General features: G+C 73.5%; 20 protein-coding genes. 13 read left to right on the top strand and 7 right to left on the bottom strand.

Annotated elements, in window-relative coordinates; all coding sequences use genetic code 11:
* Positions 1-24 precede the first annotated feature (24 nt).
* The 4 genes from EV383_RS31490 to EV383_RS27950 all read left to right on the top strand — a co-directional run bounded on the left by EV383_RS31490 (position 25) and on the right by EV383_RS27950 (position 2,003).
* Entirely contained in the window at positions 25-165 is a 141-nt protein-coding gene (locus EV383_RS31490) for a hypothetical protein (RefSeq protein WP_165438528.1), read from the top strand.
* A gap of 82 nt (positions 166-247) precedes the next feature.
* A complete protein-coding gene (locus EV383_RS27960) occupies positions 248-994 on the top strand; it encodes an SDR family oxidoreductase (protein WP_130292728.1) in 747 nt (248 codons plus the stop codon).
* Between the two features lie 81 nt (positions 995-1,075).
* Complete coding sequence (locus tag EV383_RS27955; RefSeq protein ID WP_130292726.1) at positions 1,076-1,468, top strand: hypothetical protein; 393 nt, start codon at positions 1,076-1,078, stop codon at positions 1,466-1,468.
* Between the two features lie 22 nt (positions 1,469-1,490).
* Positions 1,491-2,003: an STM3941 family protein gene (locus EV383_RS27950; RefSeq protein WP_130292724.1), complete on the top strand. Its 513-nt coding sequence runs from the start codon at positions 1,491-1,493 to the stop codon at positions 2,001-2,003.
* A 7-nt stretch (positions 2,004-2,010) separates the two neighbouring features.
* Here EV383_RS27950 and EV383_RS27945 read toward each other — a convergent pair whose 3' ends face one another.
* The gene (locus tag EV383_RS27945) at positions 2,011-2,322 is read right to left on the bottom strand and encodes a hypothetical protein (protein ID WP_130292722.1); all 312 of its coding nucleotides are present in this window, start codon (positions 2,320-2,322) and stop codon (positions 2,011-2,013) included.
* A 432-nt stretch (positions 2,323-2,754) separates the two neighbouring features.
* On the opposite strand from EV383_RS27945, the gene ectA reads away from it, so the two are divergent.
* The 3 genes from ectA to EV383_RS27930 are packed head-to-tail and all read left to right on the top strand — an operon-like array spanning position 2,755 to position 4,956.
* Positions 2,755-3,303, top strand: coding sequence for a diaminobutyrate acetyltransferase (gene ectA / locus EV383_RS27940; protein WP_130292720.1), 549 nt, complete (start codon positions 2,755-2,757; stop codon positions 3,301-3,303).
* Positions 3,300-4,553, top strand: coding sequence for a diaminobutyrate--2-oxoglutarate transaminase (gene ectB / locus EV383_RS27935; protein ID WP_130292718.1), 1,254 nt, complete (start codon positions 3,300-3,302; stop codon positions 4,551-4,553). The genes ectA and ectB overlap by 4 nt, the downstream gene beginning before the upstream one ends.
* A gap of 7 nt (positions 4,554-4,560) precedes the next feature.
* Positions 4,561-4,956 (top strand): ectoine synthase, encoded by a 396-nt coding sequence (locus EV383_RS27930; protein WP_130292716.1) that lies wholly within the window; start codon positions 4,561-4,563, stop codon positions 4,954-4,956.
* Positions 4,957-5,035: 79 nt separating this feature from the next.
* On the opposite strand, the gene EV383_RS27925 is transcribed toward EV383_RS27930, so the two are convergent.
* The gene (locus tag EV383_RS27925; protein ID WP_130292714.1) at positions 5,036-5,794 is read right to left on the bottom strand and encodes an SGNH/GDSL hydrolase family protein; all 759 of its coding nucleotides are present in this window, start codon (positions 5,792-5,794) and stop codon (positions 5,036-5,038) included.
* Positions 5,795-5,957: 163 nt separating this feature from the next.
* Here EV383_RS27925 and EV383_RS27920 point away from each other — a divergent pair, with 163 nt between their 5' ends.
* Positions 5,958-6,620: a DUF3159 domain-containing protein gene (locus EV383_RS27920; protein ID WP_130292712.1), complete on the top strand. Its 663-nt coding sequence runs from the start codon at positions 5,958-5,960 to the stop codon at positions 6,618-6,620.
* 175 nt (positions 6,621-6,795) lie between these two features.
* Positions 6,796-8,154: a hypothetical protein gene (locus tag EV383_RS27910; RefSeq protein WP_165438527.1), complete on the top strand. Its 1,359-nt coding sequence runs from the start codon at positions 6,796-6,798 to the stop codon at positions 8,152-8,154.
* An 88-nt stretch (positions 8,155-8,242) separates the two neighbouring features.
* Here the strand turns inward: EV383_RS27910 and thiE are convergent, their stop codons facing one another.
* On the bottom strand, positions 8,243-8,920 hold the full coding sequence (thiE, locus tag EV383_RS27905; RefSeq protein WP_130292706.1) for a thiamine phosphate synthase: 678 nt from the start codon (positions 8,918-8,920) through the stop codon (positions 8,243-8,245).
* A 142-nt stretch (positions 8,921-9,062) separates the two neighbouring features.
* On the opposite strand from thiE, the gene thiO reads away from it, so the two are divergent.
* From thiO to thiG, 3 genes are read left to right on the top strand one after another with little or no spacing between them, the layout of a single operon-like run.
* The gene (thiO, locus tag EV383_RS27900; protein WP_207223876.1) at positions 9,063-10,205 is read left to right on the top strand and encodes a glycine oxidase ThiO; all 1,143 of its coding nucleotides are present in this window, start codon (positions 9,063-9,065) and stop codon (positions 10,203-10,205) included.
* Between the two features lie 3 nt (positions 10,206-10,208).
* Entirely contained in the window at positions 10,209-10,409 is a 201-nt protein-coding gene (gene thiS / locus EV383_RS27895; protein ID WP_130292704.1) for a sulfur carrier protein ThiS, read from the top strand.
* Between the two features lie 12 nt (positions 10,410-10,421).
* Entirely contained in the window at positions 10,422-11,183 is a 762-nt protein-coding gene (gene thiG, locus EV383_RS27890) for a thiazole synthase (protein ID WP_165438603.1), read from the top strand.
* Here the strand turns inward: thiG and EV383_RS27885 are convergent.
* From EV383_RS27885 to EV383_RS27875, 3 genes are all read right to left on the bottom strand, one after another.
* A complete protein-coding gene (locus tag EV383_RS27885; RefSeq protein ID WP_130292700.1) occupies positions 11,180-11,779 on the bottom strand; it encodes a dihydrofolate reductase family protein in 600 nt (199 codons plus the stop codon). The genes thiG and EV383_RS27885 overlap by 4 nt on opposite strands.
* A 106-nt stretch (positions 11,780-11,885) precedes the next feature.
* Entirely contained in the window at positions 11,886-12,410 is a 525-nt protein-coding gene (locus EV383_RS27880; protein WP_130292698.1) for a gamma carbonic anhydrase family protein, read from the bottom strand.
* Between the two features lie 156 nt (positions 12,411-12,566).
* Complete coding sequence (locus EV383_RS27875; RefSeq protein WP_130292696.1) at positions 12,567-13,184, bottom strand: hypothetical protein; 618 nt, start codon at positions 13,182-13,184, stop codon at positions 12,567-12,569.
* Positions 13,185-13,283: 99 nt separating this feature from the next.
* Here EV383_RS27875 and EV383_RS27870 point away from each other — a divergent pair, with 99 nt between their 5' ends.
* On the top strand, positions 13,284-14,108 hold the full coding sequence (locus tag EV383_RS27870) for a class I SAM-dependent methyltransferase (RefSeq protein ID WP_130292694.1): 825 nt from the start codon (positions 13,284-13,286) through the stop codon (positions 14,106-14,108).
* Between the two features lie 4 nt (positions 14,109-14,112).
* Here the strand turns inward: EV383_RS27870 and EV383_RS27865 are convergent, their stop codons facing one another.
* Positions 14,113-14,709 (bottom strand): MadR family response regulator transcription factor, encoded by a 597-nt coding sequence (locus EV383_RS27865; protein WP_242623525.1) that lies wholly within the window; start codon positions 14,707-14,709, stop codon positions 14,113-14,115.
* Positions 14,710-14,731: the final 22 nt, after the last annotated feature.

Below are 14,731 nucleotides of genomic sequence, written 5' to 3'. Positions count from 1 at the left end.
GTTGCTCATCGGAGGAGGTAGACCATGTCTGTGCTGCTCGCAACACTGATCGTCGGGGCCGGTACAGGCGTGGGGATCGCGGCCGGACTGGCGGCCTACGCCCAGAAGAACTGGGCCCGCCGGACCGGGAACGCCCACGCCGTGGCCTCCCCGACCACCGCCTGAGCCGGGCGGACACGAACGACCCGAGCCGGGGGAGCATCGCTCTCCCGGCTCGATCCGTCTCCGGGCGTCGTACGGTGCCCCGATGACGGGAACGGTGCTGGTGACCGGCGGCAGTCGCGGCGTCGGAGCCGCGACGGCACGGCTGCTCGCGGAGCGCGGACACGACGTCGTCATCGGCTACCGCGCAGACGGCGTCTCGGCCGACGCGGTGACGGCCGACTGTCGCGCGTCCGGGGTCCGGGCCGTCGCGGTGGCCGCGGACCTGGCCGTCGAGGCCGACGTGGTGAGGCTGTTCGACACCGCCGTGGCCGAGCTCGGCCCGGTGACCGGGGTGGTGGCCAACGCCGGCGGCGCGCCGTCGCGGCAGCGCCTGGAGGACATGACCGCCGCGCGGATCGACGAGGTCCTCTCACTGAACCTGCGGGCTGCCCTGCTGTGCTCGCGGGAGGCGGTGCTGCGGATGGCACCCCGGCACGGCGGCGCCGGTGGGGCCCTGGTGCACGTGACGTCGCGGGCCGCCGTCCTCGGCTCGCCGGACGAGTGGAACGACTACGCCGCGGCCAAGGCCGGCGTCGAGGCGCTCGTGGTGGGTCTGGCCAAGGAGGTCGTCGCCGACGGGATCCGGGTGAACGCCGTCCGGCCCGGGCTGATCGACACCGACTTCCACGCGACCGCGGGGGAGCCCGGCCGGGTGGAGCGGATGGCGCCCGGCATACCGATGGGCCGCGCCGGGCGTCCGGACGAGGTCGCCGGCGCGATCGCGTGGCTGCTCGGCGACGAGGCGAGCTACGTGACCGGAGCGGTCCTGGACGTCACCGGGGGACGGTGACCGGGCGTGTAACGCCTCCGCTCCGATCCGCGAGTCCGGCACCGATCCACGTCGGGGGGAACCGGAAGGGCTGGTGGCAGGGTGGACGAGGGACTGGCGGACGCCAACCACTACACGGTGTCGGGGGACGGGCTGGAGATCACGGTCTCGCCCGGGCCGGCCGGTGAGGTGCAGCTCGGCTACCGGGGTGCGGCTCCCGCGCGGACGTTCACCGCGGACGAGGTCGTCGACGAGCAGGGCATCGTCGGGAGCTCGGTCTCGGTGACGCTGCAGGAGGCCCCGGACCGCGGCCGCACCACGCTGACCGTGCTCGTGCCGCGCGTGCGCGTGCGCCCCGGCGAGCGGGTCCGAATACAGACGATCGGCATCACGACGGTGCACCTCGCCTCGATCGCCCCGGCCGCGGACCACGGCCAGCTCGAGCGCAGCACGATCACCGAGCTGCAGGGTGTCGCGACCTTCGTCCGCATCTAGGGGGCCGGGCTACCCTCCGGGCGTGACCGAGCAGCCCGGACCCGCCACCGCCGTCGACGCGCGCCCGCCCCTGCTCCGCCAGGTCCTGACGCTCCTGGTCGCGGTGCTGTTCCTGGTGGCCGGGATCGCGCTCACCACCGGGCCGCTGCTCGCGCTGCCGGTCGGGGTGCTGGCGATCCTGTTCTTCGCGCCCGTGGCGGTCTACCAACTCGCGCAGCTGGTGCGGGGCCGGCCGCGGGTGGTCGTCGACGACGCCGGGATCGTCGACCATGCCTCGCCGGCCGGGATGGGGCGGCTGGGCTGGGACCGGGTCACCGGCGCCCGCGTCGAGCCGTTCGACGAGAAGAGCAGCCTCGTCGTCGTCGAGGTCACCGATCCCGACGCCCTGGTCCGCGACTCGGGGACGTTGCTGCGACGGACCCGTCAGTCGTCGCTGGAGCGGTTCGGCAGCCCGGTGGTGGTCCCGGTACGCGGGCTCGGCGTCGACGCCGACGTGCTCTGCCGGGCGATCCTGGAGCGGGTCGCCGGGTCGTGAGCCGGGGTCAGTAGGACGCGCGGAGCGTGCGGCCCGGGAGCGTCCGCGAGACGCCCCAGCGGCGACGGGGCTCACGACGCGTCTCGACGCCGACGCCGGTGGCCTCCGCGCACAGCAGGCAGCGGGAACCGGGCGGGCTGGACAACGACGCGGGCAGCACCACGTGGCCGCAGACGGCCGTGCACTGCCCCGTGCCGGCGGCGAGCGAGTCGGCCAGCACGACGTGCGCGACGACGTGGTTCATGCCGTCACGGGCGCAGGTGACGAGGGCGTTCTGGTCACACTCGACGTCGGCCACGACCGGGGCTCTGCGGTTCACCGGAGCATCCCTCGATCGGTTCCCGGGCTACAGGCGTGCGAGCCGTGATCCGATGGATCAAGCGGAACGAGCACGGCGAGCACCTCCGGACGGCGGGTGTGAAAGTCCATGGTGAACCCGCCTGCGTGCAGATGCAAGTGCATCCGCACGAACGGCCGAACCCGCGAAGATCGTCGTCGCGCAGAGTGGTGAGGGCCACGAATGTGCGCCCGGTCGCGCCGCGCCCCCCGGGTCCGCGATCACGCGGTGTCGGCCCGCCGACCCTCCGGCCCGGGTGGCCAGCAGGGGGTTCACCCCGCCCGGGGTCCGGAGAAAAGCCGGTCCCGGTGGGCCGTCCGAGCGTGCTCCCGGTCACAGAACACGCACGTCGGACGCATGAACGACCCCCTCAGCGGCTGCATCCGGCGTAGGACGCTGTTAACTTTTCTCGACATGATCGCACCCGAAGAGGCCGAGACAGGAGCGCCTGCGCGCTCCCCGGACGCCGTATCCGACATCGAGATCCGCGTTCCGGAGCCGGCCGACGGTGTGGGCATGTGGCGACTCGCCGTCGAGTCGCAGGTGCTGGACGCCAACTCCCGCTACGCCTACGTGCTGTGGTGCCGGGACTTCGCCGCGACCTCGGTCGTCGCCGTGCGCGGCGACCGGGCCGTCGGCTACGTCACCGGATACATGCGGCCGGAGGCGCCGACGACCGTCGTCGTCTGGCAGGTGTGCGTGGACGCCAGCGCCCAGGGCGAGGGTCTCGCCGGCCGGATGCTGGACGCCGTCTACGACGGTGCTCCCGGCGTCGACCGGATGGAGACCACGATCACGCCGGACAACGACTCGTCGATCCGGCTGTTCACCTCGTTCGCGAAACGACACGACGTGCCGATCGAGCGCAGCGATCTGTTCGGACGAGAACTGCTCGGGGACGGTCACGAACCCGAGGACCTGTACCGCATCGGCCCGACGACCAAGGGTGAGACGACATCATGACCGTTTTCGAGGATCTCGAGTCCGAGGTTCGCAGCTACTGCCGGAACTGGCCGGTCGTGTTCGACACGGCCAAGGGCAGCCGGCTCACCGACGTCGACGGAAACGTCTACCTCGACTTCTTCGGCGGTGCCGGTGCGCTGAACTACGGGCACAACCCGGAGGCGCTGAAGAAGCCGCTGCTGGACTACATGGCCCGCGACGGCATCACGCACGGCCTGGACATGTACACGGTGGCCAAGGGCGAGTTCCTGCACACGTTCCAGGACAAGATCCTGGCTCCGCGCGGGCTCGAGTACAAGGTCCAGTTCCCCGGCCCGACCGGCGCGAACGCCGTGGAGTCCGCGCTGAAGCTGGCGCGCAAGATCAGTGGCAAGGAAGCCATGATCAACTTCACGAACGCGTTCCATGGTATGACGCTGGGCGCGCTGTCGGTCACCGGCAACTCGATGAAGCGCACCGGGGCCGGCATCCCGCTGGTGCACGCCACGCCGATGCCCTACGACAACTACTTCGACGGCAAGATGCCGGACTTCATGTGGTTCGAGAAGCTGCTCGGTGACTCCGGCTCCGGCCTGAACGACCCGGCCGCGGTCATCGTGGAGACGGTGCAGGGCGAGGGCGGGCTGAACCCGGCCCGCATCGAGTGGCTTCAGGGTCTCGACGACCTGTGCAAGCGCAAGGGCCTCCTGCTGATCGTCGACGACGTCCAGATGGGGATCGGCCGGACCGGCCCGTTCTTCTCGTTCGAGATCGCCGGCATCAAGCCCGACATCGTCTGCATCTCCAAGTCCATCTCCGGCTACGGCCTGCCGATGGCGCTGGTGCTGATCAAGCCCGAGCACGACATCTGGGGCCCGGGCGAGCACAACGGGACGTTCCGCGGCAACAACCCCGCGTTCGTCACCGCCGCCGCGGCGATCAACGAATACTGGAGCGACGACGCGCTCGAGAAGTCGACGATCGCCAAGGGCGAGCGCGTCGAGGAGGCGTTCAACAAGATCGCCCACGACACCCCGAGCACCGAGATGTTCGCGAAGGGCCGCGGGCTCGCCCGGGGCCTCCAGTTCGAGAACGCCGAGCTCGGTGACAAGGTGGCGGGGGAGGCCTTCCAGCGCAGGCTGCTGCTGGAGACCGCGGGACCCTCCGATGAGGTCCTGAAGGTCCTGTGCCCCCTGACCACGACCGACGACGAGCTCGACGAGGGTCTCGCGATCATCGCCGAGTCCGTCCGAGCAGCAACCGGGAGCTGAGCACCACATGATCGTCCGCACGCTTGACGAGATCACCGACACAGATCGGGACGTCGAGGCAGAGAACAAGAACTGGCGGAGCAAGCGCATCGTCCTGGCCAAGGACGGCGTCGGCTTCTCCGTGCACGAGACCGTGCTCAAGGCCGGCACGGTGAACGACTTCTGGTACGCGAACCACATCGAGGCCGTCTTCATCACCGAGGGTGAGGGCGAGCTCTACGACAAGGACAACGACGTCACCTACCAGCTGGCGCCCGGCTCGATCTACGTGCTGAGCGGCAACGAGAAGCACCAGGTGCGTCCGAAGACCGACATCAAGACGGTTTGCGTGTTCAACCCGCCGGTGACCGGCCGGGAGGTGCACGACGAGAACGGCGTGTACCCGCTGATCACCGAGGGCTGAGTCTCTCTCCCACGACGAGGGCGCCCCCACTCCGGACCGGAGTGGGGGCGCCCTCGTCGTGTGTGCGGGTCTCCCGGCGTCAGAACGGTGAGAGCTCCGGGCGCTTCGGGCGGTGGTCGTCCCAGACCTGCTCGCCGCGCAGGCGCTTGCCGACGTAGGGCATCACGTGGTGGCGGAACCAGCGCAGGTCCTCGCGCTGCCGCGCCACCCACGGGGCGGGCTCGCCGTCCGGCCACGGGGTGCGCCAGTCCGCGTCCACCGGCTCGCCCAGGGCCTCGAGCACGCGCAGCGCGACCCGCTCGTGGGCGTCCGGGAGCAGGTGCAGGCGGTCGCTCGCCCAGGCCCGCGGGTCGGCGAGGGCGTCCATCGCCCACAGGTCCACGACCCGGCAGCCGTGCCGCTCGGCGCTCGCCCGCATCAGCTCGTTGAAGCAGGCGATCCGGCCGCGCAGGCGGCGGATGAACGGGTGCATCCGGCCCAGGTCGAAGCCCGTGAAGATCAGGACGTCGGCGCCGGTGGCGACCAGGCGCCCGAGCGCGGCGTCGAAACGGGCGGCCAGGTCGTCGGTGTCGCAGGAGAAGCCGATGACGTCGTTGCCGCCGGCGCAGAACGTGATCAGGTCCGGGCGGACCCGCTCGGCCACCGGCACCTGGTCGGCGACGATCTGGTCGAGGACCTTCCCGCGCACGGCGAGGTTGGCGTAGGTGAACCCGGGATGGCGCTGGGCGAGCTGCTCGGCGACCCGGTCCGCCCAGCCGCGCGGGCGGCCGTCGTCGGTGAAGTCGTCGAGACCCTCGGTGAAACTGTCGCCGATCGCGATGTAGCTCCGGTGGTGCACGGCTACCGCCTCCCCACGTCCGTCGGCGGTCCCCTGGCCGCCTGACGGTCGTTCGCTCCGCTTCACCGGCGTGTTACCCGCCGGTACCCCCAGGATCACCCCATCGGGGCCGTCGGGCCAGGGGGAGGCGTGCGGACCGCGGAGGATAGGGCACCCTTGGTGGGTGACCTCCGACCGTGAGCCCGCCACCTCGTCCGAACCGGGGCTGGCGGAGATCCTGGGCGGCCGGTCGGGCGCGGTGGACGCGGCGGTCCCGGTCGTCGCCTTCGTCGTCGTGTGGCTCTCGACCGACGCCGCGGGCGTGGGCTCGTCCATCCGCTGGGCCGCCGGTGCCGCCGTCCTCGCGGCGGCCGTCGTCGCCGGGATCCGGCTCGCCCGCGGGGACCGTCCGCGGGCCGTCCTGCTGGGGCTTCTGGGCGTGGCGGCGGCCGCCGCGGTCGCGCTCTACACGGGCCGGGCGGAGGACTTCTTCCTGCTCCAGATCGTGTCGAACATGGCGAGTGCCCTGGTCTGGGCCGTGTCGATCGTGATCCGGTGGCCACTGCTGGGCCTGGTCGTCGGCGGGTTGCTGGGGCAGCGCACGCGCTGGCGCGGCGACCCCGACCTGGTGCGCGGCTACCAGCGGGCCAGCTGGGCGTGGGTGGCGCAGTACGCCGTCCGGCTCGCGGTCTTCCTGCCCCTCTACGCGGCCGACCAGGTGGTCTGGCTCGGCATCGCGCGGGCCGTCGTGAGCCCCGGTCTGGTGGCGTTGAGCGTGCTCGTCTCGTGGCCGTTGCTGCGTACGGCGCTGCCGGCCGATCATCCGGGAATCCGTCACCCCCGGTGACCCTGCGCGACCGACTGCGACGGTAGGATCGTGACGTCTTCGTGACAATCGGCCGGTCCCCCGACCCCGCCGGTCGGCGTGAACATCACCACATCGTGTGATCGTCCGGAGGCGTGCGCGGATCCGCGCACGTTGTCACCAGCGGAGCACTCGGCGACGACCCCACCAAGGAGCCATGCCTCACCAGCAGAACCCGGACCGCGGATCCGCCGACGCCGTACCCGGCGCCGGCCGACCGCCCCGGAACCCCGGGCACGACACGGCCACCCCCGACGCGCCGCAGCTGCCGCGCCAGCGACGCGAGATGCCGGCACGGCCGCCGCTGAACGCGACGCCGCCGGGAGGACGCCCGGCGACCCCTCCCCGGTCGGGTCCGCCCGCGGGCAGGCCGCAGGGCCGCCCGGGACCGGCCGGGCCGGTGAACCAGCAGCGTCCGACCCGGGCGATGCCCGGTCCCGGGACCCCCGAGGTGCCCGTGACCGGCGCGATCGCGCCCGGCGCCGGCTCGCCGGGCAGCGTGCTGCCGCGGACCACGCGGAACACCTCGGTGATGCCCGGGAACCTGCCCGGTCCCCTCGGTGGTGGGCCGAACGGTCCCGTCGGGCCGAAGGGACCCGGGGGACGCGGTCCCGGCGGCGGTTCCGGTGGGGACGGCGGCTCGGGCAAGGGCGGTTCGGGCAAGGGCGGGGCGTCCGGTGACGGCAAGGACGAGAAGCCGGCGTCGGACCTGAGCGTCAACAAGGTGGTCGCCGGGGCCGGCGCCGCGATCGTCACGGCGATCCTGGGCTCGTTCCTGGGTGCGGTCGGAACGATCCTCGGCGCGGCGCTCGGCTCGATCATCACCACGGTCGCGACGACGTTCTTCCAGCGCTCGATCGACGTCACCCGCACGAAGGTCGTCGGGACCACCCAGCGCATCAAGGAGCGCAAGGGCGGGCCGGGCGGCACCGCGGTCTGGCAGGCGGCGGCACAGGACGGTGGCACCGGCCTGGCCGGGCCGGACGGCCAGGAGACGGTCCTGCTGGACCCGTCGGCCACGAGCACCCGCCCGCCCGGCAAGGGACGGCACTGGACCCGCGTGCGGATGACCCGCAAGCAGGTCGTCTGGTCGGTCGTCGGGGCGGTGCTGGCGTTCGGCCTGGCGATGTTCCTGGTCACCGGCATCGAGTGGATCAAGGGCGGGACGATCACCGGCGGCGGCACCGGCACGTCGATCGGCAACGTGGTCTCCGGTTCGGCACCGCGGACGACCGAGAACACCGACACCGGCAGCAGCGACTCCACGTCGACGTCGGAGTCCTCGACGTCGACGTCGGAGCCGGACTCGTCGTCGAGCAGCACCGCCACCTCCGACCCGTCCTCGACCTCGGAGAACGGCAACGGCAGCGGCGACTCGGGCTCGTCGTCGAGCAACCCGCTGCAGGACGGCCTGAACCGGGTGCTGCCCTCGCAGCAGCCCGAGTCCGGGCAGCAGCAGTCCGGGCAGAGCGGTTCCGGCGGCAACTCCGGGGGCGGGGCCGCGAGCTCCAACTGACCTCCCCCGCACGTAGACCCCCGCACGCAGGCCCCGCCTCCGGTGATCCCGGAGCGGGGCCTGCGTCGTGTGCGGGGCGTCGTGCGGGTCAGCCCGCCGCGTCGAGCCGGTTCTTCAGACGCCGGGCGGCGTCCTGCGGGTCGGAGGCCTCGGTGATCGCGCGGACGACGACGATCCGGCTCGCCCCGGCGTCGAGGACCTCGTCGAGACGGTCGTGGTCGATCCCGCCGATCGCGAACCACGGCCGTTCCGGCTCCCGGCCGGCGACCGTGCGGACGAGGTCCAGGCCGGGGGCGGGGCGACCGGGCTTGGTCGGCGTCGGCCAGCAGGGGCCGGAGCAGAAGTAGTCGACGCCCGGCTCGCCGGCCGCGGCGGCGGTCTCGGCGTCGCTGTGGGCGGACCGGCCGATGATCACGTCGTCGCCGACCACCCGGCGGGCCCAGGAGACCGGCAGGTCGTCCTGGCCCAGGTGCAGCACGTCCGCGCCGGCGGCCAGCGCGACGTCGGCACGGTCGTTGACCGCGAACAACGCGTCGTGCCGGGCGCAGGCGTCGGCGAACACCTCCAGCGCCGCGAGCTCGGCCTTCGCCTCCAGCGGCCCGTCGGGTCCGCCCTTGTCGCGCAGCTGGACCACGTCCACGCCGCCGGCCAGGGCGGCGTCGAGGAACTCGGCGAGGTCGCCGCGGTCGCTGCGGGCGTCGGTGCAGAGGTAGAGGCGGGCGGTGTCGAGTCGTCGTCGCAGTGACGCTGCATCTCGTCGGGGCACGGCGGGAAGGCTACGGCGTAGCCTGGGGGCGAAGGTGGAACACGGGAGTCCGGCGACGCACCGGGCTGAGAGGGGACCGGCGAGGGTCCCGACCGTCGAACCTGATCCGGGTCATGCCGGCGCAGGGAGGGAGATCGTGGGAATGCATCTGGCCGTCGTCGGTGGCGGAGTGATCGGGCTGTCCGCGGCCTTCTCGTGCGCGAGCGCCGGGTGGCGGGTGACGCTGGTGGACCCGTCGCCGTGCTCCGGGGCGTCCTGGGTGGCCGGCGGCATGCTGGCCCCGGTCACCGAGAGCTGGCCCGGCGAGGAGGACCTGCTCGAGCTCGGCGTCGCGTCGGTGCGGGCGTGGGCGTCGTTCGCGGCCGACCTGGAGGCGGCGGCCGGGCGTCCGGCCGGGTTGCGGACCGAGGGCACCGTCGTCGCGGCGACCGGATCCGGTGACCGCGCCGAGCTGGACGCGCTGGCCGGGTACCTGGGCCGCCTCGGACGTCCGGTGCAGCGGCTCAACGGCCGTGAGCTGCGCCGTCTGGAGCCCGCGATCGGGCCGGACGTGCGGGGCGGGCTGTCGGTTCCCGACGACCTCGCGGTGGACAACCGGGTGCTCCTCGACGCCCTGCTCGCCGCCTGTGCACGGGCCGGGGTGGTCATGGACGCACGCGCCGCGACGGCCGTCCTCGACGACGGGGAGCGGGTCCTCGGGGTGCGCTGCGCCGAGGGGCCGGACGTCGACGCCGACGCGGTGGTCGTCGCGGCGGGCGCGCACTCGTCGTCGCTGCACCCGTCGCTGCGGGGCCTGGTGCGTCCGGTGAAGGGCGAGATCCTGCGCCTGACCCGCCGCGCGGGCGCGCTGCCGCCGCCGGCGCGCACGGTCCGCGCACTGGTCGACGGCCGTCCGGTCTACGCCGTCCCGCGCGACGCGCCCGGTCACGGCGACCTCGTCGTCGGGGCCACGACCAGCGAGAACGGCTTCGACACCGACGTCACCGTCGGTGGGGTGCGGGACCTGCTGCGCGATGCGGAACGGATCCTGCCGGGCATCGCGGAGTACGCGCTGACCGAGAGCGCGGCGGGGCTGCGCCCGGGCAGCCGGGACAACCTGCCGCTGATCGGCACGACCGGGCCGCAGGGACTCGTCGTGGCGACCGGGCACGGACGCAACGGGATGCTGCTCGCGCCGGTCACCGCGGCCGCCGTCGTGGACCTGGTGAACGGGGAGCCGGTGCCCGACCACGTGCGCCCGGCCGACCCGGCCCGGTTCGCCTCCGTCCCGGCCGGGAAGGGCTGAACGATGCAGATCTGGATCAACGGGACCGAACACCGGCTGGATGGGACGCCGACCGTCGCCGACGCGCTGTCGGCGGCAGGGGCGCCGGAGCGCGGCGTCGCGGTCGCGGTGGACGGCGACGTCGTGCCCCGCGCTCGGTGGGCCGGGCACGTGCTCGTCGAGGGTGCGCGGGTGGAGATCCTGACCGCGGTGCAGGGAGGCTGAGGCATGAGCGAGATGGAGCCGCTGGTCGTGGGCGGGCGCAAGTTCGGATCGCGGCTGGTGATGGGCACCGGCGGCGCGTCGAACCTGGAGATCCTGGAACGGGCGCTCCTCGCGTCCGGGACGGAGCTGACCACCGTCGCGATGCGGCGGGTCGACGTCGCCGGCGGGACCGGCCTGCTGGACCTGCTGCGCCGCCTGGAGATCGAGGTGCTGCCGAACACCGCCGGGTGCCGCTCGGCCGCCGAGGCCGTGCTGACCGCGCGGCTGGCCCGGGAGGCCCTGGAGACCGACCTGGTCAAGCTCGAGGTCGTCGCCGACGAGCGGACGCTGCTGCCGGACCCGATGGAGCTCCTCGACGCCGCCGAGCAGCTCGTCGACGACGGGTTCACCGTGCTGCCCTACACCAACGACGACCCGGTGCTGGCGTGGAAGCTGGAGCAGGCCGGGTGCGCCGCGGTGATGCCGCTGGGCTCGCCGATCGGCACCGGGCTGGGCATCCGCAACCCGCACAACATCGAGATGATCGTCGACCGGGCCGGGGTCCCGGTGGTGCTCGACGCCGGCATCGGCACCGCGTCCGAGGCCGCGCAGGCCATGGAGCTGGGCTGCGACGCCGTGCTGCTGGCCACCGCCGTCACCCGCGCCGGGGACCCGGAGCGGATGGCGCACGCGATGCGCCTCGGCGTCGAGGCCGGCTGGGCCGCCCGCGGGGCCGGACGGATCCCGCGCCGGTACTGGGCGCAGGCCTCGTCCCCGGAGCGCGAGGACGTCTAGCCCTCTCCGACGGTGTAGGTCAGGTGCGTCACGAACGGGGTGTGCCGGGCCGACACCGGGGTGAGCTCCGTGCGGGCCACGCCCTCGAACAGCCGCTCGCCCCGTCCCAGCAGCACCGGCGCGACGTGCAGGCGCAGCTCGTCGATCACTCCGGCGGCCAGGCACTGGTTGACCGTCGACGCGCCGCCCGCGACCGCGACGTCCTTCCCGCCCGCGGCCTCCCGGGCCCGCGACACGGCCTCGCCGACGCCGCCGGTGACGAAGTGGAACGTCGTCCCGCCCTGCATCGGCAGGTCCGCCCGCTCGTGGTGGGTCAGCACGAACACCGGGCCGTGGTACGGCGGCTCCGGGCCCCACCAGCCGGTCCAGTCCAGGTCCCAGCCGCCGCGCCCGGGGCCGAACATGTTGCGACCCATCACGTAGGCGCCGGCGGCGGTGATCGCCTCCAGCTCGGCGGCGTTGGTCACCGCGTCGTCGAACATCCACCGGTGCAGGCTCTGCTCGACCCCGACGCCGAGCGGCGCCTCCAGGCTCTGGTCCGGTCCGGCCACGTAGCCGTCCACCGACATCGCCATGTCGCAGGTCACGATGCTCATCGCCGACTCCCGATCCTCGCTCGCCGGGCCGCCGTCGGCCCCGCTCCCACCCTCCGGTCGGAGCCGTGCCTGGGTTCTCGACATCGAGCCGGGAAAGGTTTCGCGGTCAGTCGGCGGGGGTGACTCCGGCGGCGTGCCGGCGGGCCAGCTCCTGGTAGAAGCCCGGGTTGTTGCGCACCCACCACGCGGCCGACTCGGTGAGCGGGCCCTTCTCCTTCGCCGCCGGGCCCAGCACCAGACGGTCCGCCGCGATCTCGACGTTCGGTGCGACGAGCGACCCGGCCGCGACCATCGCGCCCTCACCGATCCGGGCGCCGTCCTGGATCGTCGCGCCGTTGCCGACCACCGCGCGGGCGCCGATCACGCAGCCGTGCACGACACAGAGGTGCCCGATCGTCGCGCCCTCGCCGACCTCGGTGAACGGGTCGTCGCCGCCGTGCAGCACCGAGCCGTCCTGCACGTTCGCACCCGCCCGGACGAAGATGGTCCCCAGGTCGGCGCGGAGCACGGCGTTGTACCAGACCGACGCCCCGGCCTCGACGCGGACGTCGCCGACGAGGGTGGCGGTGGGGGCCACGAAGGCGTCCGGATGCACGGTCGGGGTGAGCCCGTCGAGGGAGAAGAGCGGCATGATCGCAGCCTGCCACCCGGCTGCCGGAGGGCTGAGTGCGGTTCAGCTGAACCGCGGCCGAGGTCGAGTGACGCCGCATTGCTCCCGATCGGCCGCGGGTCCGCCATGGTGCGTCACCCGGGCGGTTCAGCTGAACCACCCGGGTAAGGGGGAGACCTACCGGCCGGGTCGGGGCCCGGCGGGGGCGCGCAGGCCCAGGGCGGAGAGCTCGAGGGTGGCGAGGTGGTGCACCACGGCCGGGTCGCCCTGACGCCAGGCGGTGGCCGGGTCGGGGGCCACCTGGACCAGACGGCGGACCGGGACCCGTCCGAGCGCGCGCAGGGCGAGCAGGTCCGGGCAGGTGTCCCGGGCGACGACGGCGGCCCCGGCGCGACGGGCGTAGCGCAGGCGCAGCGGGAGCCAGCCCAGCAGGACCGGCAGCAGCGCGCCGAGGACCACGAGCACACCGGCCCAGAACGCCACGGTCGCGATCGTGTCGCCGTACTCCTGCCCGGCGCGGACCAGGTCGGCCCCGGTGCCCGTGGCCGGGTCGAACGCCCGCGCCAGGTCCTCGCCGATGAACGGGATCCCGCGTGCGGCGCCGGCGGCACCGGCGAACGTCTCCCCGATCCGCCCGCCCGCCTCGGTCAGCGTCCGCCCCGGCGCCTGCAGGGCGAGCAGGCCGTCGTACACCGCGACGCCGGCGACGACGGAGAGCACGACCCAGACCACCGCCAGGACGTCCGCGGTGAGCTGCAGGCCGAGTCGATCCGGTTGTTCCGCGTAGAGGCGCACCCGCCCTCTCTACCGCACCGGTTCCCGGACGGCGGCCCGGCGGTGGCCGCCCGGAATCGCGGTGGCCGTGCACCACCCCGGGATGGTGGGGTGATCGCCGTGGACGACTCGCTCGCCGTGAACCGCGCCGGCTGGGACGACCGGGCCCCGCTGCACGCGGCCAGCCCCGGCTACGCCGTCGAGGAGCTGATCGCCGACCCGGCCCGGCTCTCCGGCGTGGTCCGGTTCGACCTGCCGCTGCTCGGTGACGTCACGGGGCTCCGCGCGGTGCACCTGCAGTGCCACATCGGCACCGACACGCTCTCGCTCGCCCGTCTCGGCGCCCGGGTGACCGGGCTGGACCTGTCCCCGGCGTCGCTGGAACAGGCCCGCCGGATCGCCGAGCGGGCCGGGGCCGCGATCGACTACGTGGAGTCCGACGTCGCGCGGGCGGCCGAGGTGCTGCCCCGGCACGCCTTCGACCTCGTCTACACCGGCATCGGCGCGCTGAACTGGGTGCCGAGCATCGAGCGCTGGGCCGATGCGGTCGCGGCGCTGCTCGCACCGGCTGGGCGGCTGTTCGTCCGCGACGGGCACCCGATGCTCTCCGCGATCGACGAGGAGGCCCCCGGCGAGCTCACCGTGCGCCACCCGTACTTCGAGACGCCGGAGCCGATGGTCTTCTCCTTCGGCGGGACCTACGTCGAGACCGACCGGCCGACCGCCGCCACGGAGTCGCACGAGTGGAACCACGGCCTCGGCGAGATCGTCACCGCGCTGCTGGACCGCGGCCTGACGATCACCGGCCTGGTCGAGCACCGCAGCGTGCCCCACTGCGCGCTGCCCGGGCGGATGTCCGAGCGCGACGACGGGGAGTGGGTGCTCGACGAGCACCCCGAACGGGTGCCGCTCACGTTCACGCTGCAGGCGGTCGCGCCCGGCTGAGCCGCTACAGCAGGCCCAGCTTCGTCGCCGCGTACACCGCCTCGGCGCGGCGGGAGACCATCAGCTTGCGCATCAGGTTGCCGACGTGGAACTTCACCGTCGTCTCGGAGATGAACAGCTCGGCGCCGATCGCCCGGTTGGACAGGCCGCGGGCGAGCAGGCGCAGCACGTCGAGCTCGCGGTGGGTGAGGCGCTCGCGGTCGGGCATGCCGCCGGAGAGCGAGCGGACCATCGCCGAGGCGCTGCGGGCGTCGAACGCGCTCTCGCCGCGCGAGACGGCCCGGATCGCGCGCACCAGCTCGGTGGTGTCCACGTCCTTGACCACGTACCCGCGGGCCCCGGCCTGCACCGACTCCACGACGAGCCGGTCCTCGGCGAACGTCGTCAGCACCAGCACACCGATACCGGGGTGCGCCGCGCACAGCCGTCGGCAGACGTCGAGGCCGTCGGTCTGCGGGCCGGAGGCCAGCTTCAGGTCCAGGAGCACCACGTGCGGACGCCCGGCGTCGACGGCGGTGATCGCGTCGGCCGGGCTGCCCGCCTCCCCGACCACGCGCAGGTCGTCCTCGCGCTCGAGTACGGCGCGCAGACCCTGGCGCATGATCGAGTGGTCGTCGACCAGC

Source organism: Pseudonocardia sediminis (assembly GCF_004217185.1).
GTDB classification, from domain to species: domain Bacteria; phylum Actinomycetota; class Actinomycetes; order Mycobacteriales; family Pseudonocardiaceae; genus Pseudonocardia; species Pseudonocardia sediminis.
Note: the sequence above shows the minus strand (reverse complement) of the source record. Positions and strands in the feature narration are given on the sequence as shown.

What these genes read in the sequence shown, in the direction of transcription:
- EV383_RS31490 (WP_165438528.1), top strand. Translation starts at nt 25, where the DNA reads ATGTCTGTGCTGCTCGCAACACTGATCGTCGGGGCCGGTACAGGCGTG.
- EV383_RS27960 (WP_130292728.1), top strand. Translation starts at nt 248, where the DNA reads ATGACGGGAACGGTGCTGGTGACCGGCGGCAGTCGCGGCGTCGGAGCC.
- ectA (WP_130292720.1), top strand. Translation starts at nt 2,755, where the DNA reads ATGATCGCACCCGAAGAGGCCGAGACAGGAGCGCCTGCGCGCTCCCCG.
- ectB (WP_130292718.1), top strand. Translation starts at nt 3,300, where the DNA reads ATGACCGTTTTCGAGGATCTCGAGTCCGAGGTTCGCAGCTACTGCCGG.
- EV383_RS27930 (WP_130292716.1), top strand. Translation starts at nt 4,561, where the DNA reads ATGATCGTCCGCACGCTTGACGAGATCACCGACACAGATCGGGACGTC.
- EV383_RS27910 (WP_165438527.1), top strand. Translation starts at nt 6,796, where the DNA reads ATGCCTCACCAGCAGAACCCGGACCGCGGATCCGCCGACGCCGTACCC.
- thiO (WP_207223876.1), top strand. Translation starts at nt 9,063, where the DNA reads ATGCATCTGGCCGTCGTCGGTGGCGGAGTGATCGGGCTGTCCGCGGCC.
- thiS (WP_130292704.1), top strand. Translation starts at nt 10,209, where the DNA reads ATGCAGATCTGGATCAACGGGACCGAACACCGGCTGGATGGGACGCCG.
- thiG (WP_165438603.1), top strand. Translation starts at nt 10,422, where the DNA reads ATGGAGCCGCTGGTCGTGGGCGGGCGCAAGTTCGGATCGCGGCTGGTG.
- EV383_RS27885 (WP_130292700.1), bottom strand. Translation starts at nt 11,779, where the DNA reads ATGAGCATCGTGACCTGCGACATGGCGATGTCGGTGGACGGCTACGTG.
- EV383_RS27880 (WP_130292698.1), bottom strand. Translation starts at nt 12,410, where the DNA reads ATGCCGCTCTTCTCCCTCGACGGGCTCACCCCGACCGTGCATCCGGAC.
- EV383_RS27865 (WP_242623525.1), bottom strand. Translation starts at nt 14,709, where the DNA reads ATGCGCCAGGGTCTGCGCGCCGTACTCGAGCGCGAGGACGACCTGCGC.